General features: G+C 67.2%; 22 protein-coding genes. 13 read left to right on the forward strand and 9 right to left on the reverse strand.

The features are described from left to right. The first annotated feature begins 56 nt into the window (after nucleotides 1-56). Nucleotides 57-1,265 carry a glycosyltransferase family 2 protein gene (locus V2L32_RS20240; protein WP_331234424.1) on the forward strand — a complete coding sequence of 403 codons (1,209 nt, stop codon included), beginning with the start codon at nucleotides 57-59 and terminating at the stop codon, nucleotides 1,263-1,265. Here the strand turns inward: V2L32_RS20240 and V2L32_RS20245 are convergent. The 3 genes from V2L32_RS20245 to V2L32_RS20255 are packed head-to-tail and all read right to left on the reverse strand — an operon-like array spanning nucleotide 1,238 to nucleotide 4,568. Then, entirely contained in the window at nucleotides 1,238-2,359 is a 1,122-nt protein-coding gene (locus V2L32_RS20245) for a glycosyltransferase family 4 protein (protein ID WP_331234425.1), read from the reverse strand. The genes V2L32_RS20240 and V2L32_RS20245 overlap by 28 nt on opposite strands. After that, a complete protein-coding gene (locus V2L32_RS20250) occupies nucleotides 2,356-3,309 on the reverse strand; it encodes a glycosyltransferase (protein ID WP_331234426.1) in 954 nt (317 codons plus the stop codon). The genes V2L32_RS20245 and V2L32_RS20250 overlap by 4 nt, the downstream gene beginning before the upstream one ends. Further along, nucleotides 3,306-4,568 carry an O-antigen ligase family protein gene (locus V2L32_RS20255; protein ID WP_331234427.1) on the reverse strand — a complete coding sequence of 421 codons (1,263 nt, stop codon included), beginning with the start codon at nucleotides 4,566-4,568 and terminating at the stop codon, nucleotides 3,306-3,308. The genes V2L32_RS20250 and V2L32_RS20255 overlap by 4 nt, the downstream gene beginning before the upstream one ends. A gap of 175 nt (nucleotides 4,569-4,743) precedes the next feature. Here V2L32_RS20255 and V2L32_RS20260 point away from each other — a divergent pair, with 175 nt between their 5' ends. From V2L32_RS20260 to V2L32_RS20295, 8 genes are all read left to right on the forward strand, one after another. Continuing rightward, the gene (locus tag V2L32_RS20260) at nucleotides 4,744-6,285 is read left to right on the forward strand and encodes an O-antigen ligase family protein (RefSeq protein ID WP_331234428.1); all 1,542 of its coding nucleotides are present in this window, start codon (nucleotides 4,744-4,746) and stop codon (nucleotides 6,283-6,285) included. Nucleotides 6,286-6,330: 45 nt separating this feature from the next. Beyond that, on the forward strand, nucleotides 6,331-7,155 hold the full coding sequence (locus V2L32_RS20265; RefSeq protein WP_331234429.1) for an undecaprenyl-diphosphate phosphatase: 825 nt from the start codon (nucleotides 6,331-6,333) through the stop codon (nucleotides 7,153-7,155). A gap of 240 nt (nucleotides 7,156-7,395) precedes the next feature. After that, the gene (locus V2L32_RS20270) at nucleotides 7,396-8,412 is read left to right on the forward strand and encodes a sodium:calcium antiporter (RefSeq protein ID WP_331236644.1); all 1,017 of its coding nucleotides are present in this window, start codon (nucleotides 7,396-7,398) and stop codon (nucleotides 8,410-8,412) included. A gap of 37 nt (nucleotides 8,413-8,449) precedes the next feature. Continuing rightward, nucleotides 8,450-9,673, forward strand: a complete 1,224-nt coding sequence (locus V2L32_RS20275; RefSeq protein WP_331234430.1) for an ornithine cyclodeaminase, nickel-pincer nucleotide-dependent — start codon at nucleotides 8,450-8,452, stop codon at nucleotides 9,671-9,673. A gap of 43 nt (nucleotides 9,674-9,716) precedes the next feature. Beyond that, the gene (locus V2L32_RS20280) at nucleotides 9,717-11,585 is read left to right on the forward strand and encodes a hypothetical protein (RefSeq protein ID WP_331234431.1); all 1,869 of its coding nucleotides are present in this window, start codon (nucleotides 9,717-9,719) and stop codon (nucleotides 11,583-11,585) included. A 172-nt stretch (nucleotides 11,586-11,757) separates the two neighbouring features. Further along, entirely contained in the window at nucleotides 11,758-11,898 is a 141-nt protein-coding gene (locus V2L32_RS20285) for a hypothetical protein (RefSeq protein WP_331234433.1), read from the forward strand. Nucleotide 11,899: 1 nt separating this feature from the next. Continuing rightward, nucleotides 11,900-12,958, forward strand: a complete 1,059-nt coding sequence (locus tag V2L32_RS20290; protein WP_331234434.1) for an isocitrate lyase/PEP mutase family protein — start codon at nucleotides 11,900-11,902, stop codon at nucleotides 12,956-12,958. Nucleotides 12,959-13,063: 105 nt separating this feature from the next. Then, the gene (locus V2L32_RS20295; protein ID WP_331234435.1) at nucleotides 13,064-14,014 is read left to right on the forward strand and encodes a phytoene/squalene synthase family protein; all 951 of its coding nucleotides are present in this window, start codon (nucleotides 13,064-13,066) and stop codon (nucleotides 14,012-14,014) included. Here V2L32_RS20295 and cruF read toward each other — a convergent pair. Next, entirely contained in the window at nucleotides 14,011-14,865 is an 855-nt protein-coding gene (gene cruF / locus V2L32_RS20300; RefSeq protein ID WP_409348458.1) for a bisanhydrobacterioruberin hydratase, read from the reverse strand. The two genes, V2L32_RS20295 and cruF, sit on opposite strands and share 4 nt — an antisense overlap. A 178-nt stretch (nucleotides 14,866-15,043) precedes the next feature. Here cruF and V2L32_RS20305 point away from each other — a divergent pair, with 178 nt between their 5' ends. Continuing rightward, nucleotides 15,044-15,448 (forward strand): MoaD/ThiS family protein, encoded by a 405-nt coding sequence (locus V2L32_RS20305; RefSeq protein ID WP_331234438.1) that lies wholly within the window; start codon nucleotides 15,044-15,046, stop codon nucleotides 15,446-15,448. Nucleotides 15,449-15,694: 246 nt separating this feature from the next. Here V2L32_RS20305 and V2L32_RS20310 read toward each other — a convergent pair whose 3' ends face one another. The 3 genes from V2L32_RS20310 to V2L32_RS20320 all read right to left on the reverse strand — a co-directional run bounded on the left by V2L32_RS20310 (nucleotide 15,695) and on the right by V2L32_RS20320 (nucleotide 19,528). Continuing rightward, nucleotides 15,695-16,768, reverse strand: a complete 1,074-nt coding sequence (locus V2L32_RS20310; RefSeq protein WP_331234439.1) for an AI-2E family transporter — start codon at nucleotides 16,766-16,768, stop codon at nucleotides 15,695-15,697. Nucleotides 16,769-17,113: 345 nt separating this feature from the next. Continuing rightward, the gene (locus V2L32_RS20315) at nucleotides 17,114-17,950 is read right to left on the reverse strand and encodes a prenyltransferase (protein WP_331234440.1); all 837 of its coding nucleotides are present in this window, start codon (nucleotides 17,948-17,950) and stop codon (nucleotides 17,114-17,116) included. A gap of 3 nt (nucleotides 17,951-17,953) precedes the next feature. Continuing rightward, on the reverse strand, nucleotides 17,954-19,528 hold the full coding sequence (locus V2L32_RS20320; protein ID WP_331234441.1) for a phytoene desaturase family protein: 1,575 nt from the start codon (nucleotides 19,526-19,528) through the stop codon (nucleotides 17,954-17,956). An 87-nt stretch (nucleotides 19,529-19,615) separates the two neighbouring features. On the opposite strand from V2L32_RS20320, the gene V2L32_RS20325 reads away from it, so the two are divergent. After that, complete coding sequence (locus tag V2L32_RS20325) at nucleotides 19,616-20,308, forward strand: SDR family NAD(P)-dependent oxidoreductase (RefSeq protein WP_331234442.1); 693 nt, start codon at nucleotides 19,616-19,618, stop codon at nucleotides 20,306-20,308. A 114-nt stretch (nucleotides 20,309-20,422) separates the two neighbouring features. On the opposite strand, the gene V2L32_RS20330 is transcribed toward V2L32_RS20325, so the two are convergent. Next, nucleotides 20,423-20,740 carry a hypothetical protein gene (locus V2L32_RS20330; RefSeq protein WP_331234443.1) on the reverse strand — a complete coding sequence of 106 codons (318 nt, stop codon included), beginning with the start codon at nucleotides 20,738-20,740 and terminating at the stop codon, nucleotides 20,423-20,425. A 53-nt stretch (nucleotides 20,741-20,793) separates the two neighbouring features. Further along, nucleotides 20,794-21,300, reverse strand: a complete 507-nt coding sequence (locus V2L32_RS20335) for a YkgJ family cysteine cluster protein (RefSeq protein ID WP_331234444.1) — start codon at nucleotides 21,298-21,300, stop codon at nucleotides 20,794-20,796. A gap of 103 nt (nucleotides 21,301-21,403) precedes the next feature. Here V2L32_RS20335 and V2L32_RS20340 point away from each other — a divergent pair, with 103 nt between their 5' ends. Together V2L32_RS20340 and V2L32_RS20345 are read left to right on the forward strand one after the other, a co-directional pair. Further along, the gene (locus tag V2L32_RS20340) at nucleotides 21,404-22,096 is read left to right on the forward strand and encodes a hypothetical protein (protein WP_331234445.1); all 693 of its coding nucleotides are present in this window, start codon (nucleotides 21,404-21,406) and stop codon (nucleotides 22,094-22,096) included. A gap of 72 nt (nucleotides 22,097-22,168) precedes the next feature. Next, on the forward strand, nucleotides 22,169-22,498 hold the full coding sequence (locus V2L32_RS20345; RefSeq protein ID WP_331234446.1) for a DUF7344 domain-containing protein: 330 nt from the start codon (nucleotides 22,169-22,171) through the stop codon (nucleotides 22,496-22,498). The last annotated feature ends 46 nt before the right edge of the window (nucleotides 22,499-22,544 follow it).

Genomic DNA, 22,544 nt, shown 5'->3' on the forward strand with positions numbered 1-22,544 from the left:
GTGAACGGGTCGATTAGGTCGTGGATAACAACACGGGACCGGCGTCTCTCTCCCGCATGGCTGGCCCTCGCGGGCGCGAACGTAGGTGGCGCCCGAGCACCACCGCCTGTGCCGCGGTCGCGCTCTGTCTGTCGGTCCTCGCGCTCTGCCAGACGTACCTCCTCTACCCCCTCACGCTCCTGGTCGGGGGACGGGACGACGACCCCTCTTCCCCGGGCTGGCGCCCGAGCGTCACCCTCGTGATCGCCGCCTACAACGAGGCGGAGGTGATCGCAACGAAGATCGAGAACAGCCTCGCGCTGGAGTATCCCGACCTCGAGATCGTCGTCTTTTCCGACGGCTCCTCCGACCGGACCGACGACGTCGTCCGGTCGTACGCCGAGGAGGGCGTCCGTCTCGAGCGGATAGAGGGGAGGGTCGGGAAGACGGCGTGTCAGAACCGGGTGGTTGAGGGTCTCGACTCCGACGTCGTCGTCTTCTCGGACGCGAACGGGCTCTACGAGCCGGACGCGATCGACGCGCTCGTCGAGCGCTTCGTGCCGGGCGTCGGCTGCGTCGTCGGCGAGCTACGCTATCGGAACGGAGCGGACGTCGAGGGCGAGTCGGTCTACTGGCGGTACGAACGGCTCGTCAAACGCCTCGAATCACGGTTCGACTCGCTGATCGGCGCGAACGGCTCGATCTACGCGGTCCGACGCGGATCGTACGTTCCCCTCCCGCCGGGCGCGATCAGCGACTTCGCCGAGCCGCTCGCGATCGTCTCCCGTGGCGAGCGCGCCGTCTACGCCCCTGACGCGGTCGCCTGGGAGCACACCGCCGGCACCGTCGGCGACGAACTCGACCGTCGGATCCGGATCGTCACCCGGTCGTGGTACACGCTCGCGTCGTTCTCCGAACTCCTCGACCCGCGGCGGTACCCACGCGTCTCCTACCAGCTCGTCTCGCACAAACTGCTCCGGTGGCTCTCGCCGGTCTCGCTCGCCGTCGCGCTCCTCTCGACGCTCGTCCTCGGGCTGCGTTCGGGCTCGCGGCTGGTCCGCCTCGCGCTCGTCGGACAGGTCGGCTGCTACGCGCTCGCCGCCGCCGGCTGGCTGGCCGACCGTCGTGGCATCGACGCGCCCGCGCCGCTTCACGTCCCGTACTACTTCCTCGTCGCGAACTACGGGATGCTCGTCGGGCTCTGGAACTTCCTCACCGACAGGCGGATCGTCGCGTGGGAGACCGCCGACCGGACCGCTCAGGGCGAGCCGACCAACGACTCGTAGAGCCCGAGCAGCCGTTCCCGCTCGCGCTCCCAGGAGTACTTCGCCGCGACGCGCTCGCGTCCCGTCCGGCCCATCTCGGCCCGACGCTCCCCGTTCGCGAGCAGCGCCCGGACCCGATCGGCCGCGGTCTCCGGGTCCGCTTCCGGGACGAAGACCCCGGTCTCCTGGTCCAGGTATCGGACGACCGACTCGCCGGCGGTCGCCACGACCGGGAGCCCACACGCGAGGTACTCGAAGAGCTTCGTCGGGACGTTCCGCCGCGTCCGCCGTCGATCGAGCAGCGCGAGCCCGCAGTCGGCCCCGGCGAGGTACGAGAAGAGCCGGTCGTACTCGACGTAGCCGGTGAACGTGACCCGATCGGAGAGCCCCCGGCGAGCCACGACCGCCCTCGCCTCCCGCTCGACCGCGCGGTTTTTGAACCCGCCGACGGCCCAGAGCTCGGTCTCCGGGAGCAACGAGACGATATCGAGCATCCGGAAGAGCCCGCGTTCGCGGCTCAACTGGCCGACGTAGGCGAGGACGTGTCGGTGCCTGCGTTCGAGCGGCGGATCGCCGACCTCGATCGACTCCGTCTTCGGGAAGTTCCGCAGCGTGAGCACCGGGTCGTGGCCGCGTGCACGGAACGCTCGCGAGGTCGGATCGTCGGCCGTGATGACGGCGTCGAGCCGGCGGACGAACCCCGACTCGATCGGGGGGAACGCGCGCGCGAGCGGGAGCCTGATCGGGAACGGGATCCACTCGCGCATGTAGATCGCGTCGGGGTAGTACTCGTGAACGTCGTAGATCACCCGCCCCGCCGTGTTTCGCGCGAGCGCCGCACCGACCGGGAGGAGTTCGGGGTCGTGGAAGTGATAGCAGTCGGCGTCGAGGTCGCGAGCGATCCGATAGGCGTCGCGGACGTGTCGCCACCGGTCGCCCCGCGAGTCGGTCGTCCCCAGCGATCGGATCCGGACCCCGTCTCTCACCCCGCTCTCCCCGGCGTGGACGACGAACGTCACGTCGTAGCCGGCGTCGGCGAGCGCCCGGATCTCCTTGTGGTAGATCCGCTGGTCGTGGGCGGGGTGAACCGTCGAGAGCACGCAGACGTCGGTCACGTTCTCACCCGGTGGAGCGCCACCTTCACCCGGTTCTTCAGCCCCGTCGCCGTCCGGTAGGGTCGGCGTCCCAGCCGGGCGGCGAGGGCGTAGTAGTAGTACCGCCAGGCCCGCGGGTCGATCCGTACGGCCTCGGCGAACGCGCGGGCCGCCTCCCCCATCCGGCCGGCGTCCGCGTAGAGCTGTCCCCGCATGTAGTGGTGCTGTGCGCGCCGGGCGTCCGTGATCTCGTCGCCGTACTCCTCGAGGATGGTTCGCTGGCCGGCGAGCTTCCGCTCGATGTCGGCGCTGATCTGCCCGCCGTGGCCGTGGCAGGTGACGAGGATCGCGGGTATCCCGACCATGTAGTGTTCCCTGAACACCCGGAGGAAGAACTCGTAGTCCTGTGAGGAGGCGAGGTCCTCTCTGAGCAGCCCGACGCGGTCGAAGACCGCGCGACGGAACGTCGTACAGGAGAAGCCGCCGACGACGTTCGCCCGCGCGATGTCCCTCCGGGTGACCCGCCCGTCGCGCGCCCGGATCAGGTCGGAGGGTTCGCCGTCCCGTACCTTCCAGTAGGAGGTGAACGCTCCCGCACAGGCCGAGGGCTCCCCGGAGAGCGCATCGACCGTCCGGGCGAGGCGCTCGGGGTGGTACTCGTCGTCCGAGTCGAGAAACGAGACGAGATCGCCCATCGCGGCCCTGATCCCGCGGTTTCGCGCCGCGTTCGCCCCCCGGTTCTCCCCCGGGAGGTACCGGATCCGGTCGTCGTCGTAGTCCGCGACGACCGACTCGGTGTCGTCGGTCGACCCGTCGTCACAGATCAGCAGTTCGAGGCCGCCGTGAGTCTGGGCGAGAACGCTCTCGATCGCTCGCGGGAGGACCGACGCCCGGTCGTACGTCGGGACGACCACGCTCACCAGAGGGTCGTCCCCGTGTGCGGTGTGCGATGCCGCGGGCTCCGGACTCACCGTTTCACCCCCGGGTTCGCCGCGTGTGGCCGATTCCCGGCCACCGGAGCGGTCCCCGGTCCGATCCGGTCGACGGGTCGGTAGGCGAGCAGTCCGATCGCCGCGAAGAGAAAGCGGTTCTCGTTCAGGTCGCCGGTCACCGCCGCGTTGAGGAACGTAAAGGAGAACAGCGCGGCCACCGCGAAGGAGGTCGGATCCCCGGTCTCGACCCAGCCGCGGGCGAGGGCGACCACGCCGGCGCAGACGAGGAGCGCGAAGAGCGCGAGGCCGACGACGCCGAGTTCGACCAGTATCTCGAGGACGAGGTTGTGCGGGTACGACTGGACGTCAGCGTCCCCGACGAGAACCGACCAACCCCCGAGGCCGTGACCGCGGAGCGTCGACCCGGAGAGCCAGAGGTCGACCGCCGTCTCGTAGTGGGCGAACCGCCCCCCGAGCGAGTCCCCCGGCCCGTCGAGCAGGAGGAGGAAACGGCGAACGCCGCGGATGGCCTCGCCGACCGCGAGGAGAACGCCGCCGAGGAGGGCGACGCCACCGACGCCGGCGGCGACGACCCGACCGTCCCGCGGGACCGAGGCGTGGCCGGTGACGAGCGCGACCACCGCCAGACCGGCGACGACGACGACGGTCGAGGTGAGGGGTCCCCGTCCCCCGGCGAGCAACAGCGCCAGGAGACAGCCGCCGAGCGCCGTCCAGCCGGCGACCCTGTACCGAAGCTCCGGCCGATCGAACAGCAGGACGGCGGCGATCAGGACGGCGCCGAAGCCGATCAGCCGGCCGACGATCAGGTAGTTCGTCCCGAACGGCGTCGGCAGGCCGGGTGAGAGCCCGACCCGGATCGTCTCGACCGTCGCGACGGCCGCGAGGACGCCCGCCGTGGCGAACGCTCGCCGAAGGCGGGCCCTGGAGGCTGAGACGACCAGCGCGGCACCGACCAGCGAGAGCGCGGTGACCGTGAGGAGTCGAAACGCCTTCGAGCCCGCGTAGAGTCCGCTGGGCGACCAGCGGAGACTCAGCGCCGCGTAGCCCGCGAACAGCCCGAACAGCAGCGAGAGGACGACGCCGGTCCGATGCGGCCTGAAGCCACGGACGAGCAGCCACCCCCCGGAGAGGGCGGTCAGGGTGGCCAGAAGCGCCGTCAGGTCGACCGGCACCCACGCGAGCGGCGCCCAGGCCTTGAAGACGCCGGAGAAGAGGAAACAGACGAACAGCACCTCGAAGGAAGCGAGCGGTCGCAGCCGGACCGGGAGGTCGCTCATCGGTGGGAGAACTCCCCACGTGTACTATATTATAGGCATGCTATCCCCGGATCGTGGGCCGGAGATCCCCCCGAAGCCGCGTTCTCGCCGCCGCGAGCGACGCTCGTCTACCAACAGGGCTTTGACACAGGATAACCAAGTCGCGAATCGACGAAGCGGGACAACGGGCGACACCATGGACAGATACGTACACGCGGCGTTCGGTCTCCTCCTCGTCCTCCTCCTGAGCATGGGGTTCACCTCGGTCGGCCCGATCCACCTCGCGCTGCTCGGCGTCTTCATCGGCTTCCTCGCGTTCAACCAGTACGACTATCGCACCGGCGGGGTCGACACCTCGATCTTTCTCCTCGCGCAGTTCGGCCTGACGCTCTTACTCGGGTTCACCGTCACCTGGCAGGCGCTCGGCGCGTTCGAGAACAGCGTCTTCGCGCTCGTGTTGCTCTGGCTCTCCCTACTAGGCTACCTGATCGTCCAGCACGACGCGCTCTCGTACGTCTCCCAGACCTTCCCCTACCTGCTCTGTTTCGGGGTCGTCTTCGCGGTCTTCCTCTACCACACGCTGCCGGTCGCTCCTGGCGGCGGGCTCGCGGTCTTCGCGGTCAGCGCCGGCGTCCTCCTCGGGCTGAACCTCTTCGTCTTCCCACGGTACGTCTCCCCGCGGCTCTTCCTCTGGACGATCGCGGCCTTCGGGGGCGTGCTCGCGTTCGTCGGCCTCCCCTCCGCGTTCGACAGGAGCTACACGGTCTGGTTCCTCGCGGTCGAACCCTGGGAGAACACGATCACACCGCCGATGCTCGACCGCGAGTTCTCGGTCGTCCGATCGGCGTTCGGAAACCCGAACACGTTCGGGATCGTCGTCTTCGCGGGCACCGTCGCGGCGTTCGTCGAGGCGATCCGGTCGCTCGAACGTGGGGCCGCCCTCGGCGCGCTCCTGATGGTCGGGCTGCTCGGCGTCAACCTCGTCGGTCTCTACCTCTCGAACAGCCGTGCGAGCTGGCTCGCCGCCGGCGTCGGGGTCACGATCTACGCCGCGTACAGCCTCCTCGACTGGCGGGCGGTCCCGGTCGCGGCCGTCGGGATCGCGATCCTCGTCCCCGCCTTCCTCGTCGGGATCTACCTCTCGATCGTCCCGATCGACCCGGCCAACCGGTTCGAGCTCTGGCGGGCGAGCCTCTCGGCGATCCGGGAGAACCCGACGCTCGCCGGCCAGGGGATCGTCAGCACCAGCGATGTGATCGCCCCGTACGTCCCCGACGGGATCGGGCAGCCGAGCCCGCACAACTCGTATCTCTCGATATGGATCCGGACGGGACTGCTCGGCGTCGCCGCCTACACGCTTCTGATCTTCGGCTCGATCCTCCACGGCCTCGCGAAGGCCCGGACCGTCGACGTGGCCGCGCTCGCGCTCGCCTGTGGGTTCGCCGTGAGTCAGTTCTTCGAGGCGTACACGCTCTATCACACCGGCCCCGGCTCGGTCATCGGCGCGCTGGCGTTCGGCTACCTGATCGCGAGCGTCGCGGAGCCCGATCGGTTCGACGCCGCCGCCTCGGACGCGCCGACGGGCGACGAGCGCAGGGTCGAGGCACCCTCGCTCGCCGACCTCTCGGGCGATCGCCGTCCGGCCGGGGTCGACCGGTCGTTCGAGCGGGGCGAGGGTGGTCGCTCGGCGCGCGGTGGCGAGTCGACGACCGACGGTGGCCTGTCGACGAGACGGTGACGGGAACCGGATGCGTTTTCACTCCCTCCCGAGTGTGCGTAGACGATGAGTCTGCGTGAGCTGGTCGTCGCCGTCCTCGCCGGGGTCGTCCAGGGGATCGTCGAGTGGCTGCCGATCTCCAGCACCGGGAACGTCTCGCTCTTCCTGACCGTGATGGGCGTCTCGCCCGAGGTCGCCGTACAGCTCGCGCTCTTCCTCCAGGTTGGGACGACGCTCTCGGCGGCGGTCTACTACCGCGAGACGATCCGCGAGGCGGTCGCCGCCGCGCCGGGCTGGCGACCCGAGGGTGCGTTCGTCGGCCCGAACGCCGACACGACGTTCGTCGTCGTCGCCTGTGCGATGACGGGTCTGATCGGCATCCCGATCTACGTGCTCCTGATCGACCTCGCCAGCGACCTCACCGGTGGGCTGTTCGTCGCCGTCATCGGCGTGTTGCTGGTGCTCACCGGTCTCCTCCAGCGGGCGACCGAGGCGATCGGCCTCGGGGAGAAAGAGCGGCCGAACCTGCTCGACGCGGTGCTCGTCGGGGCGGTGCAGGGGCTCTCCATTCTCCCCGGCGTGTCGCGCTCGGGGACCACCGCGAGCGTGCTGCTCTTTCGGGGTCACGGCGGGCCCTCGGCGTTTCGGCTCTCGTTTCTCCTCTCGATCCCGGCCGGCCTCGGCGCGGGCGTCCTGATCGTCCTCGACACCGGCGGCGTGCCGACGAACACCGGTCTCGAGGCGTTCTTCGCGCTCGTCACGAGCGCGGTCGTCGGCTACGTCGTGATCGACGCGCTGATGCGCATCGTCCACACGATCGAGTTCTGGATCGTCTGTCTCGCCCTCGGCGGGCTCTGTATCCTCGGCGGCGGACTCACCGTCGTCCTCTAGTCCGTAGAACGGGCTCGTCGGTCTCCTTCTCGTCGGAACAGGGCGGTCCGTGTGACCGCTCCCACGACAGGCCCGGAAATCCCGGCCCCTCCCCGGGTGAGTGATGGAGCCGTCCGGTAAAAGTACCCACAGATCGTTCAGCGCGTTCTGCCGGAGCCATCCCCGATTAAGCGGATGTTAACCGGCGCTCGTGTCGCCGAAAGCGACACGGTTTACGGCGTCGGCGACGAGCGAAGGGACATGTGGGTGCTCGTCTGGTACGCGGTCGTCGGCGCCGTCTGTACGGCGCTCATCTGGCGGGCCAGCGGGCTCCTCGAGGGATCGGCCGAACGCCTCGCGCTCCACTACGGGCTCCCCGCGATCGTCCAGGGGGCGGTGATCGTCGCCATCGGCTCCAGCATGCCTGAACTGCTCACCGCGATCATCGCCCCGCTCGTCCACGACGAGTTCGAACTCGGCGTCGGCGTCATCGTCGGCTCCGCCATCTTCAACGTACTGGTCATCCCGGCGGCCGCCGCGCTCGCGAGCGAGGGTGGGCTCTCCTCGGGCCGCGAGGTCGTCTACAAGGAGGCGCAGTTCTACATGCTCGCGGTCGCCGTCTTCCTGCTCATGTGCTCGTTCGCCGTGATCTACTACCCCGTCGACGGGGCGGGAACCCCTCTCGGCGGGACGATCACCCGCGAGCTCGCGCTCATCCCGGTCGCAACCTACGGGCTCTACGTCTTCATCCAGTACTCGGATACGATGGACCACGAGCCGGAGCCGCTGACCGAACGGATCGACGTCCGCAGGGAGTGGCTCCTGCTGCTCCTGAGCTTCGCCGTGATCGCGGTCGCGGTGGAGGGCCTCGTCCGGATGGCAATCGGGTTGGGAGAGATCTTCGACACCCCGAGCTTCATCTGGGGGCTCACCGTGATCGCCGCGGCGACGAGCCTCCCCGACGCGTTCGTCTCGATCGCCGCCGCGAAACGCGAACACGACGTCACCAGCATCGCGAACGTCTTCGGCTCGAACGTCTTCGACCTGCTGGTGGCGGTCCCCGCCGGCGTGCTCGTCGCGGGCGCGGCCGCCATCGACTTCTCACAGGCGATCCCCCTGATCGGCTTCCTCATGTTCGGCACGGTCGTCCTCTTCACCCTCCTGCGAACCGAGTTCGTCCTCGAACCGTGGGAGGCGTACGTCCTCCTGGGGCTCTACGCGGTCTTCGTCGTCTGGGTCCTCCTGGAGACCGTCGGGTTCACCGGCGTCATGCTCTAACGGGCACCGTTTTCTCCCCCCACCCCCTCCGCCCGGTATGACCGCGACGAGCACGGTCGAACTCCAGGGCCACATCATCGACTCCGGGATGATGGGCCGGTGTTTCGGGATCGTGATGGACATGGGCGGCTCCTTCGAGATCGAGGCGTTCGAGATCGGACGGCGAAAGGACGAGGAGACGTACGCGCGGATGGCCGTCACCGCCGAGACCGAGGGCGAGCTGCGTGCAATCCTCCACCAGCTCCACCAGAACGGCGCGACGCTCGAATCGCCCACCGACGCCGTCGTCGAGCCCGCCCCGGACGACCGGGTGGTCCCCCCCGGCTTCTACTCTACCACCAACCACCCCACCGAGATCCGATTCGAGGGCGAGTGGATCTCCGTACAGAACATCGAGATGGACTGTGCGATCGTCGTCGACCCCGAGGAGCCCCGGGCGTACACGAAGACGCTCACGATGGTCGAGGGGGGCGATCTCGTCGTCACGGGCGAGACCGGCATTCGGGTGAGCCCGCCCGAGCGCCCGAGGGACCGCGAGGGCGCGTTCGGATTCATGCAGGGCGGGATCTCGAGCGAGCGGCCCTCCCGGTCGCTCATCGGGAACGTCGCGGAGGCCGTCAGGGCGACTCGCGAGGCGGATGGGAAGATCGTCGTCGTCCCCGGTCCGGCGGTCGTCCACGCCGGCGCGCGCAACGACCTCGCGGCACTCGTTCGCGAGGGGTTCGTCGACGCGATTAGCGCGGGCAACGGGTTCGCGGTCCACGACCTCGAACGCGACCGTTTTGGCACCTCGCTCGGCCTCGACGCCGAGACGCTCGATCACCCCCGGGGCGGCCACACCCACCACATCTACACGATCAGCGAGGTGATCCGGGCGGGCGGGATCGAACCCGCGGTCGAGTCGGGACTGATCGAGAGCGGTGTGATGTACGAGTGCGTACGCAACGAGGTTCCGTACGTGCTCGCGGGCTCGATCCGCGACGACGGCCCGCTGCCGGACACCATCACGGACGCAGTGGAGGCCCAGAACGCGATCAGAGAACAGGTCCGCGACGCCGATCTCGTACTGATGCTCGCGACGATGCTCCACTCCGTCGCGGTCGGGAACTGCCTCCCCTCGACGACGCGCGTCGTCTGTGTGGACATCAACCCGGCGACGGTCACCCAGCTCGTGGACAGGGGGAGCGCGCAGGCTGCAGGACTGGTGACCGACATCGGCACGTTCGTCCCGCTGCTCGCAGACGAGCTGCTCGATCGGTAGGGACCCGCCGCACCCATATCCCTCGGGGCCGAAGGACGGACGAATGGTCCGCTCGCTCCGGTCGGTCGCCCTCCCCCTCGCGGTCGTCGCCTGCTGTCTCGGAGCGAGCATCGCGGTTCTCGGCCGACCCGGCGCCTCGGTCTACGTGCGCACGCTGCCACCCGTCGTGGTACTCGGAACGCTCGCCTACATCGCGCTGGAAGGTCGCGAACCGATCTCGGAGGTGCCGAGGCTCCCCCGATCCGTCTCGGTCACGCTCCCGAGCGTCGTCCTCCTCGGCTCGGCCGCGCTCCTCGTCTCGGGGGTTCTCGCGGGCGGTCGCGACACGGGCTTTCACCTCGCAAGCGTGCTGCTCGGCTCTCTTGTACTCCTCCAAGTCACGTTCGTACGTGAGCGGGACCTCTCGGTTCCGGTCCTCCTCTCGCAGGTGCTCGCGCTCGCGATCGCGGTCCGCCTCACGGTGCTGCTGACGACGCCCGGCTACGTCGGGCTCGACACCTGGTCGCACATGCCGACGTACGTTTCCGGGATCCTCGCCGAGGGATCACTCGAGACCCTGGAGGGGAACAAGTACTACTTCGCGCCGCTCTATCACCTCCTGATCGTCGCCACGGCACTCGCTGGCGACCTTCCGGTTCGGCTCGCGGCCGTCCTCTCGGTCGGACTCGTCGTGCCGGTCGCGACGACGCTCCTGACCTACCTCCTCGGACGGACGCTGCTCACGGTCCGGTGGGCGACGTTCGCCGCGAGCGCGTTCGCCCTCTCGGGGCCCGCGGTCCTCTGGGGGATCTACCCGGTGCCGACGAGCATGGGCCTCGTGCTCGCCCTCGCGCTGTTCGTCTCGCTGCTCCGAATCGTACAGGTGGGCTACCGGTTCGAGGAACTGACGCTGTTCGCGACGCTCTTCGGCGCGCTGGTGCTCACCCACCAGGTCTCCTCCGCGGTCGCCGCGACGATCGTCGCGGCGGCGGTCCTCGCACAGCTCTCGCTGGTGCTCTCTCGACTCATCGCCCGAAGCCGGCCACGACCGGTGAACGTCCTCCCCCTGTTCGTCCCGTTCGTCGTGGTACTCCTCGCCGTCTGGACCGTGACCCCGTTCACGGGGACCGAACTCTCGTTTCTCGACCGGAGTCTGCTCTTCCTCCGGGAGACGCTCGGAACCGAGGCGGGCTGGCTCACGCCCGCGATCGAACTCCGCGACCCGGAGGCCGACTACGCGCTTCGGCCGCCCGAAGACTGGACCTACTACGTCGAGGGCGTCGGGCTGCTCGCGCTCTCGCTTCTCGGAGTACTCGGAGCGTTCGTCGCGCTCGGGAGGCGGGCACACGCCCCGCTCTCGGTCATCTTCGCGGCGGGCGCGCTCGGAACCGTTGCGGTGGTCACCCCCGCGCTCGGCCTGGAGAACTTCCTCCCGAGCCGGTGGATCGCGTTCCTCCTCGCCCCGCTTTCCGTCCTCGCCGCTGCCGGCCTCGCCTGGCTCCGCCCGCGGCTCTCGCCCGCGCCCGCGCTCGTGCTGTTCGTGGCGCTCTGTCTCGTGCTCCCGGGAGCGATGGTGCTCTCGACGCCCGGAACCGTCGAGGACCCGACGTTCGAGGAGCGCGTCGTCTTCTCCTTCTCGGAGTCCGAACTCGCGGCGGTCGAGACGCTCGGCGAGCGGACCTCGACGCGACTGGGTACCGACTTCCTCTACGCCGAGGTGTTCGGCCGGACGGGGAGCGCTCCCTCGGACATCGCCGCCCCGGAAGGAGCCGACCAGGAGGTGATCCTCTACCGCGATGCCGCGGCCGAGCGCCCGGCGCTCTACGACGACGTCGGCGCCGACATCTACGCGACGACGCTCGTCGAGGACAGCTACTGCGCCGAGCGATCGGTCGCTTACGACAGCGGCTCCGTCAGGGCGTGCGTGGCATAGTCTATCATTAATAGTCATTATAGATATGGGGTCACTACCCCAGCGTTTAAAATGATTAATCGTTATGTTTATGGTCCGGTTCCCGGTCCTCGGAGACGTGGCAGATGATCCCCGTATGACCGGCGTCCGCGGCACAGGCACAGCACGACGATCACGCAACCCACGACACGACATGTACACCGACACCGAAAACACGGGCGTTCCGGCCGTTCCGCGGCTGAGCGCCGAGACGAGGCGGAGAGACCGGACGACGCGCAGGGAGGACTTAGAGGAGCTGGTCTGGAGCCACCGGATCGGCGAGGAGAACAACTGAGATGATCGGACCGGACACGGACACGACGACGAGAGAGCTAGAGAACCCGGCAGGACGGAGGTTCCGGGAGATGCTCGACGAACAGACGTTCGTCTTCGCCCCCGGGATCTACCACGCGCTCGACGCCCGGCTGGCGGACATGACCGGCCACGACGCCGTCTACATGAGCGGCTACTCCACCGTGCTCGGCCAGTTCGGCTTCCCCGACCTGGAGATGGTGACGATGACCGAGATGGTCGAGAACGCCTCGCGGATCGTCGACGCATCGACGCTCCCCGTGATCGCCGACTGCGATACGGGCTACGGCGGCATCCACAACGTCCGGCGCGCGGTGCGCGAGTACGAGAAGGCCGGCGTCGCCGCCGTCCACATCGAGGACCAGACGACGCCGAAGCGCTGTGGTCACATCGCCGGCAAGCAGATCGTCTCGCGCGAGCAGGCGGGAGCGCGCTTCGAGGCGGCGATCGACGCCCGCCAGTCCGAGGACACGGTGATCATCGCCCGCACGGACGCCTACGGCTCCGCCAACGGCGACTGGGAGGAACACCTCGAACGGGGGCGCATCTACGCCGACGCGGGCGTGGACCTCGTCTGGCCGGAGATGCCAGATCCCAGCAGGCAGGACGCCGCCAGGTACGCGGAGACGATCCACGAGACCCACCCGGATCTCGACCTCGCGTTCAACTACTCCTCGTCGTTCGCGTGGGGAGAGCAGGACGATCCCCTGACGTTCCAGGAGCTGGGCGAGCTCGGCTACAAGTACGTCTTCATCACGCTGTTCGCGCTGCACTCCGGCGCGCACGCCGTCTACGAGGACTTCGAGCGGCTCGCCGAGGAGGACGAGCGCGCGCAGTTCGATCTCGAAGAGCGCTACATCGGTCACCCGACGGAGTCCCACCACGAGCTCTCGCAGGTGAGCCGGTACCAGGACGTCGAGATGCGCTTCGACGGGGAGGCGAGGGCACGGATCGAGGGGTCGGAAGGGTTCGCCGAGGACAGGGACACCCTCCAGACGGCCGAAGAGGAACGGGAGGAGCCGCCGACAGCCGACGACGACTGAGCGCAGTCTATCATTTTTTTTTTCCGGTACTGATCGGCAATAGGTGGCGAAGATACAAACAGCTAATAAAAGTCGAGCCCTAGATGCGACCGTAGCGGTGTCTCAATGGTAAGGAAGACGCAAGTGGCGACGAGCAAGGCGATTCAGCGACAGACCGGCAAGACCTTCTACTTCGCGACGAGGCTCCTGCCGGAGCGCGTCCGCCACGCGACGTACGTCCTCTACGCGTTTTTCAGGCTCGCCGACGAGGTCGTCGACGACGCCGAGGGCGTCCCCCCGGAGACGCAGTACGAACAGCTCGAGATCCTCAGAGCGGAGGCGCTCGGAGAGCGCGAGCCGGAGAGCGAGGTGCTGGAGGCGTTCTGTGAGCTCCGCGAGCGCTACGGCATCACCGACGAGGACGTACGGGTGTTCGTCGACGCGATGGCGACCGACATCGAGAAGTCCCGGTACGCCACCTACGACGAACTCGAGGCGTACATGAACGGCTCGGCGTCCGCCGTCGGCCGGATGATGACCGCCGTGATGCAGCCCGAGGAGCCCGAACGGGCGCTCCCGCACGCGACGACGCTCGGCGAGGCGTTCCAGATGACGAACTTCCTGCGCGACGTACGAGAGGACATCCGGGACAGGGATCGGATCTACCTGCCGGGGGACACCCTCGCACGCCACGGGGTCACCGAGGAACAGATCCAGGAGTACAGGATGGACGAGTCGTTCGCCGCGGTGATGTGCGAGGAACTGCTCAGAACGGAGCGGCTCTACCGCGAGGGCGTGCGCGGGATCAAGTACCTTCCCGAGGACTGTCAGTTCCCCGTCCTGCTCGCCTCGGTGCTCTACGCCGAACACCACCGCCTGATCAGGGAGATAGGTTACGACGTGCTCATGAACGAACCCGACCTAGGCACGCTCAGGAAGGTCGCGCTGTTGCTCAGGACGAAGTGGCACTGGCGGCGGAGCCGGGACCCCGAGTACGTGTTTCGGAAGGTGAGCGCGGTGCCCTCCCCCCCGGAGCCGAGTCACGGCCGCCACGGCGAGGGGCTTCCGACCCGCTAGCGCGAGAGAGGCGTCCCAGGAACGGGGAGCACGTCGAAGTCGAACCAGTCGCTTCTGAGCAGCACGCCCGCGAGTCCCGCCGCGAGCGCGAACGGCACCCAGTTTCCGAAGTAGAGGTTCACCAGCCCCCAGAACAGCAGGAAGCTCACGAGGTCGTCGAGCAGGAACGGACAGGTCGCGAGCCGCGCCCTCACCCTCCGGCGATCGAACGCGGCCTGGATGAGCGTGACCGCGACCGCACCCGAGAGCAGCCAGCCGGCGTAGTTGATCGCGGGAACGCCGTAGTAGAACCCTGGAGAGTCCCACGCCCAGAAGCCCAGCGCCACGGCACCCGGATCGAGGATCAGGTCGAGAGCGATCACACAGGCGAGCGTGAGCGCGAACCGCCTCGGGAGGGAGGCGTCGCCCGCGAACAGCAGCACGAGCAGGAAGCTGTTGAGCAGGATCGGGAAGTAGAACACCGGCAGCCCGAGCGGGACGAGGTCGAAGAGCATCGGGCCGAGATCTAACCGATAGGAGAACTCGCCGTAGGGGTAGCCGGTGAGCACGCCGGCGAGCTCGATACCCCAGGTGAACAGCGCGAGCAGCCCCAGCCCTGCGAGCGCCCTGCGTGAGACCACGGGGAGCAGGCCAGCGATCAGCGGCGAGACCATCACGAGGTTCGCGGCGATGATCAGATACGGGTTCATCGCCAGTTCGGGGGGGAGCAGTCCGTGTCTGCCGGCGATCAGCAGCGCGACGCCCACCAGCGGAAACGTGACGGCGATGGTGAAACGGTTGTGGAGGACGGTCTCCTCCAGAACACTCTCGACCCGTCGCCGGGGAACCCGGTGGGAGAGGACCTCGCTCACGCTCTCACGTCCCGACTCGTCGTCATCGGTGACCGTTCGGCTCGCCCGCACTTAGCGTCACTCGTTTCGGCCGGGGTCGATCACCGGGGGATCCACTGGTGAGGAGGCCCATCCGATCCCCGGGATACCGAACATGTTCGCGAGTCCGTACTCGGTTGAGGGGAGCGTACGGGCGGCCATGAGCGAGAGCGTCGTCGAGACGGCCGCCCACGGTGACGAAACCGTCCGGACCATCGAGGTGGTCTGTACGGGACACGTTCGGGACGCGGTGGGGAAGGGTCGGTTCGAGTTCGCGTTCGAGGGCGAGACCCTCAGGGGGTTCCTCGCCGCGTTCTTCGAGGAGTACCCGATCGAGGAGCTGTTGATCGCCGAGACGGAGGCGGAATCGACGGCTCACGGCTGGGCGCCGGCACCCGAGACGCTCCCGGGCACCTGGCGGAAGAACCCCGAGGGCGAACAGACCCGGACCTACGCGCGGGTGCTGGTCAACGGCCGGTTCAACGAGAACAGGGAGGGCTTCGACACCGAACTCCGCGAGGGAGACCGGGTCGCGCTGGTCTACCCGTTCATGTTCTGTTGCTGATCGCGATCGGTAGGGAGATCCGTGATTCCGACTCGCTTCTGTTCTACGGCTGATACGGTGAGCGTGTGAGATACAGAGTGCGAATGCAACACGAGATCCAGTTCGGCCTGTGAATGTAGGGATCGGTCAGTCCAGAAGACACATTTGACGATGGGGATAGATTCAGAACGTAATTATCTGCTCTAGCCGTGTGTCCAACCCTAGCTGGAACGTACGTGCGGTCGTTTGTGATCCGGCTCGAAATAGTCAATCGGGGAGGATTTTCGGTAGTTGAACTCGCAGGAACTGGATGGTGACGACCATGATGAACGGGCCGAGGAATATACCATACCACCCAAAAACTGCCGGTCCCAGGAGATATGCGAACATGACGAGCCCCGTGTGAAAGAGACGTCCGGAGAGGAAGGGCCGGACGTAAGTTCGGATGACGTTGTCGAAGATGATCCCCATCACAACGTAGAACACTATCGGGAACCAGATATATGTCACGTTTGTTTGGTATGCTACGAGAGTCAGGTAGAGAACAATCGCCCCATACAGCAGATTTCGACCGAGGAGTGGAACCACTGAGATCAGTCCAGTGGCAAAACCGAGAAGTATCGCGTGAGGGATCGCGAGACCTGGCGGAGCAACGAGATTCAACACGTTGTAGATGATTACGGCCACAATACTGATCACGATAATAGTGAGCGTATATCCGAAATAGACCGAAGAGAGCCCCCGATCAACCGCTTTTAGATATTCGTACACGTTCGACTCCCTCGCTACAATGGTGGATCGGAACCAGGAAGCGATTCTTCGCTCGTCTCGAACCAGGAAAAACGCGAAGATGAATGTGATCAAGGCGTTGAACGCTTGCACAGTGAACGTCCCGACGAACCCGCTCACCAACGGAGCAAGCGTGGCGAGAGTCGGATCGCTCCGCAGGGCTTCTACGAACGCAGATAGTTCATCCTCGCTTGTGGGGAGAGTATCTATAGCAAGCCCTGGGAACAGCCTTTCGAACAGTCCTTCGACGTCCGTCGCCTCTATCGCTGCAAGCTCTGCGAGTAGTAAAACAACGAACACCCCCAGAACTGCGACGAATGGTAACATAATGAGACCGAGTGAAAGGAGAGCAGAGAGTCCCGGTGAAACACCCCGATGTCGAAGGCGTCTGGCAACTGGCCGGACGACGTAGTATAGGAAGATCCCCAACACAATCCACCCGAGGTAGGTGTGTAACGCCACAACGAGGACGAGAACGAGAACGAGCGCGAAAAGCCACCAGCCAGTCGTCCCAGCCAGCCCCTCGCCGTTCGATGAAACGCTCCATCTCATGAGATTCACATATTTCGGTTTGAGCCCACATAAGCAGTATCAATCAACCCTCGGGCAATCGATCAGCGACGGCTCAGAAGCGGACAGCGGTCCTCAACTGAGGTTATTCGAGCGTATTAGAAACAGAGTGGTGTTCGATCAGGGTATATTTAGGGTGTGGCTTCTATCCCGTTCTGTAAGCATCTGATCTCGTCGATTATCTTATTTCAGATAAGAGATAATCCGCACCCCCGTGCTGGATACATCTCTATGTCTTGCAGGCCAACCTCAGCGTGTCAGATTAATATAGAGTGGAATGGTCGTGGGAACCAGAGGTCCCAGTAGTAACCGTTCCGGTCCTCGACATCAACCGTGGACGAGCACCCAGAGCCCGCCCATCGTGAGTAGCATCCCTACCAGGGTGTTGAGCGCCGGGAACCACCAGTACGCGCGTTCGACGTCGATCGGAGAGAGCGCGATCAGCGCGACGAACGGGACGTATATCGAAAAGAGCGCGCCGAGTCGGGGGTCGAGCAGGGCGAACGAGAGAGCCGCGAGCGCCCAGCAGACCGCACAGTAGACGTACGTACGGGACTCGCCGAGTGCGGTCGCCGTGGTCCGGATCCCCGCCCGCCGGTCGGGGACGATGTCCGGAACGGCGCTGAAGGTGTGCATCGCCATTGTCCAGAGCCACGCACCCGCGACCGCGAGCGCCGGTGGGTGGCTCCCGGCGACCGCCGCGTAGGCCGCTGCGCCGGGCATCAGGTAGAGCCCGTTCGAGACCGAATCGAGGAGTGGGGTGGTCTTGAACCGGAGCGGGGGCGCGCTGTACTGGATCCCCAGGACGTAGAACCCGGCGAGCCAGACGAGCGATTCGAGCGGGAGGAAGGGGACGAGCGCGAGCCCCGAGAGCGCGCACAGCCCGACCGCCCGGAGGACGACCGGTTCCCCCTCGAACCTGACCTCTCTGCCCGCTTTCTTCGGGTTCTCCTCGTCGACGTCGCTGTCGAAGATATCGTTCACACCGTACAAGAGGACGTTCGCGGGGAGCAGGAAGAACGCGAAGAGCGCGAGCGTCGTGGGGGTGACCAGCTCCGCGGTCGCGGAGGCGCCGTAGGCGACGCCGACGGCGACCGGGCCGGCGAGGTAGAGCCAGAACCGTGGTCGGGAGAGCTCGAACAGGTAGTGGAGACGGCCGTCCATCGGTCAGTCGTCGCTCGGGACCCGTCTCGAACCGGTCGTCGCGTGGTCCTCGATCACCGCGTTCGCGGTGTGCTCGCCGCTGATCACGCACATCGGAACGCCGATCCCGGGCGTGGTGTAGGAGCCGGTGAAGTAGAGGCCGGGGAGCTGCTTCGAACGGTGGGGCGGACGGAAGACCGCGGTCTGTCGCAGCGTGTGTGCCATCCCGAGCGCCGTCCCTCGGTAGCTGTTGTAGCGCTCGGCGAACTCCGAGACCGAGAAGAGCTCCTCGAGGACGATCCGATCGCGGAGGTCACAGCCGGTGTTCTCGGCGATGTCCGCGAGGACGAGATCGCGGTACCACTCCCGTACTGCGGGACTGTCGTCTAAGTCGGGTGCGATCGGCACCAGCACGAACAGGTTCGAGTGACCCGCCGGCGCGACCGTGTCGTCGGTCTTCGAGGGGACACAGAGGTAGTACGCCGGGTCGTCCGGCCAGGCCGGCCGGTCGAAGATCGTCGCGAAGTGTTCCTCCCAGTCGGTCGGGAGGACGAGCGTGTGGTGGGCGAGCTCCTCGACGTCGCCCTTGACGCCGAGGTAGAGCAGGAACGCCGAGGGGGCGTAGGTGCGTGACTCCCAGTACTCCGCGTCGTACCCCCGCTTTTCCGGCGGGAGCAGCTCCTGTTCGGTGTGGGCGTAGTCGGCGTCACTCACGACCAGGTCGGGGAGGAACTCGCCGCGCTCGCCGTCGGTCTCGACGCGAAAGCCGCCCGCTCTCCCCTCGATCGCCGTCACCGGGTGATCGGTGTGGTAGGTGACGCCGAGTTCCTCCCCCAGAGAGACGAAGCCGTCGACGACGCCGCCGATGCCGCCCTCGGGGTAGTGGACGCCGAGGTTGAAGTCGACGTGGCTCATCAGGTTGTAGAGCGCCGGTGTGTTGTTCGGCGACCCCCCGAGGAAGACGAGGGTGTACTGCATGATCTGCTGGAGCTTCGGGTGCGAGAAGTACTCCTCGACGTGCTCTTGCATCGAGCCGATCAGCGTGACGCCGCGGGCGTTTCGCAACACGTCGGGATCGACCCAGTCGCGAAACCGGGGGCGGTCCGTGTAGACGAAGTGTTCCATGCCGATCTCGTACGTCCGGTGGCTCTCCTCGAGGTAGGCCTCGAGCGCCTCGCCCGCACCCGCTTCGTACTCCTCGAACAGCGCCTTCGAGCGTTCGAGATCCGGCGTAATGTCCACCGAGTCACCGCCTGCTCGCGACCCTCGCTCGCTCGCATCGTCCGCTGAGCTCCGGTCCGCGCCCTCTTTGAAGAAGATGCGATAGTGCGGATCGAGATGCGTGAGCGAGTAGTAGTCCTCGGGCGAACGGTCGAACTGTGAGAAAAAGCGCTCGAAGACGTCGGGCATGAGATACCACGAGGGACCCATGTCGAAACGGAAGCCGTCGCGTTCGAGGCGGCTCGCCCGGCCGCCGAGCTGGTCGTTCTTCTCGACGACCTCGACCGTCGCGCCGGCGTCGGCTAAGTAACACGCGGTCGAGAGGCCGCCGAAGCCCCCGCCGATCACGACGATCCGCTCCCCCGAGAGTCCGGTCATGGCGTGTCTTCGGACCGACGCGTATAAAATCCGGCCGATACGGGCGGGACCCTCGCTCTTTACGGCCCGTGCGCCCTCGTTCCCTCCATGGACGGGACGACGGCAGTCGTGACGGGTGCGAGCCGGGGCGTCGGCGAGGCGGTCGCGCGGGCGCTCGCGGTGGAGGGAGCGACCGTGATCTGCTGTTCGCGCGACGGCGAGGAGATCGAGGCGGTCGCCGGTTCGATCGCCGACTCGGGGGGGTCAGCGGTCGGGATGCGTGCGGACGTGCGCGACGAGTTCGACGTCGAGCGGCTGATGGAGACCGCCGCACGCGAGGGCGGCGAGGGGATCGACCTGGTGGTCGCGAACGCGGGCGTCTACCACGGCGAGACGGGGGAGACGCCGCTCGGGGAGGAGAGCTACACCGTCTTCGACGACACCCTCCGGACGAACCTTCGGGGGGTGTTCTCGACGATCAGGGAGTCGCTCGGCCACCTCGCGGACGACGCCCGCGTGCTCGTCCCGACCGGGTCGGTCGCCCGCGAGCCGAAACCCGGCATCGGCGCCTACGCGGTGTCGAAAGCCGGCGCCGAGGCGGTGATGCGCGGGTTCGCCGTCGAGGACGGCGTGGCGGTCGGCTGTCTCGATCTGGGACTGGTGGATACCGATCTGACGGGGAGCGGCGGCCGTGAGCCGGAGGACGTCGCGCCGATGTTCGTCTGGGCGGCGGGGCTCGAAGCGGGGAAACTGAACGGAGAGACCCTCGGCCTGCGCGAGTGGCGACGGGCGACGCGGTAGCTCGGAGGGATCGTCGTCGAATCCCCTCGTCCTTCGGTCGCGAACCGAACGGTACACCTCATGTACTCGAGAGACCCGAATGGCTACGACCATCCCGAGTTGCTGCGACGATCCCTATCGGTCCCGGTCCGTCCGGTCGGGATCCGCGTCGAGGTGTTCCTCCGCGAACTCCGAGAGCGACTCCCAGTCGACGGACTCGCCGATCGAGGCGAGCGCGTCCCCGAGGCTCTCCCCGGGGTCGAGTTCGCGCTCGGTCTCGCCGGGGACGATCCGCTCGTTCCGTTCGTCGATCTCGCCCCGGGTCAGCTCGTCGGTCGTCGGGTTGTAGAGCATCGCGACGCCCTCGCCGGCGACACCCAGGTACCGGGTTTCGCCCCCGTCGACCGGCCACTCGTCGTACCGGTACGCGTGGTTCGGATCGTCTCGACCCATGTCGGCCCGTCGGCTGGAGGCCGGAGGAAGCCCTGGCCTTCACGTGCCGGCGATCAGAGTTCGCGGTAGCTGTCGGGGTTCGGAAGCTCCCAGAGCTGCGGCGGGAGGAACTCGGGGAGGACGTCGATCAGGCGGCGTTCGCTCACGTCGAGACCCTCGCAGTGTTCGGGCGCGCTCTCTCTCAGTCCGACGTGGATCTCGCCGTCCTCGCGGCGGACCGAGAGCGGGTAGACCGAACAGCGCGTCGGCTTCCAGTCGGCCTCGGCGTGGAGCGCACAGAGACCGTCCTCCCGGAGGAACCCACAGGCCTGTCCGTCCGCCGCGGCGTGGGCCTCGCGTGCTTTCGGCTCGCGCGTGACGAAACGCTCGCCCCGAACCGTGGTCGTGGTTTCCGCGAGGTTCGCGTGCTCGGCCAGCGCGTACGTATCCTCCTCGTAGAGCATGACCCCGTGGTGACAGCACCAGGTACACGAGTCGACGCACTCAAAGGTGGTCTCCGGGTCGAACTCGACGACCGCCTCCCTCCCGGGGTGGACCTCGACGCGTCGGGGTTCGTTCACGCCCTCGTCCAGGTGACCGGTCGGCAAAAGCCCCGCGCCCGCGTCCGGTCCGGCCGCCTGCAGAGAGGAGTAGTGAAGTCGCTCGAGCGTGAACTCACCACCGATGGACGACGAGGAGTGTCGCGTAGACGAGACGCGGCGTCGGACGCTCCGTGGTATCGGCGCGACGGTCGGCGGGCTCGCCCTCACGAACGGACTCTCACCCGCGAGCGCGCGGTCGGGCGGTCCGGTTCTGATCGGCCCCGACGGCGAAGTGCGTCCGGAGGACGTCGAGGCGGCGATCAGAACCGACGGGGGGAATCGGGTCGAGAACGGCGAGGCCGACGCGCGATATCTGGAGCTGATCCGGGAGGCGACCGAACTCCGGGCGAACAGCGAGTCGACGATGGACAGCGACGCGATCCGGGCGGTCCTCAGGGAGCGAAACGAGGGGTTCCGGTCGGACCTGGTCTTCTTCGCCGCGAGCGACTTCGGGAGCCCGCAGGTGTTCGTCCCCGAGGGGTTCGAAGAGCGAGACGAGCGGCTGAACGCAGTCCTCGACCGGATCCACGAACAGAAGTGGCGCGCCGACAGCCAGCCGCTCCGGTCGGTCCGGGACGAGGTGTTCGAGCGGGTCCCCGGGATCCACCAGGGGCTGGCAGCGCTCTGTCACGCGGACGGCACCGCCGACTACGACATCGTCTACGGCTGGCACGGCGTCTACAACTTCTATACGATCCGGCAGGTCGTTGGGCTGGTCGACTGGGTGACGAACGCCGACGACCGCTGGCGCGAGCACCTCCACTTCGAGTACTGACCCGATCGCCCGGGTAATGACGACCGGGCGGGCCATCCCAAACGTTTTACTGGCGCTGTGTGAGAGGGAGTCGTGACTACTCTCGACACCCTCTTCGACCTCCTTCGGTCCGAGCGTCGCCGTCACGTCCTCTATCATCTCAACGAGCAGAAGGGAGAGGTGCCGGTCGAAGAGGTCGTGGCCGCCGTCACCGCGGAGGAGACCGACGGGTCGCCCTCGCCCGGGGAGTTCGAGGAGGTCGAGGTGTCGCTCAGACACGTCCATCTCCCGAAGGCCGCGGAGGCAGAGTTCATCGAGTACGACCGCGAGGAAGGGCTCATCCAGGTGAGCGGCACGCCGCCCGGCTACGACGCGATCGTCACCATCGCGGAAGTGATCGACGCGACCGACGGCGTCGACTGATACCGTCGGGTGTCCGTTGGGAGAGGTAGCGCGCACCGTGATACCG

Source organism: Halalkalicoccus sp. CGA53, from assembly GCF_036429475.1.
Taxonomy (GTDB): Archaea; Halobacteriota; Halobacteria; order Halobacteriales; family Halalkalicoccaceae; genus Natronorarus; species Natronorarus salvus.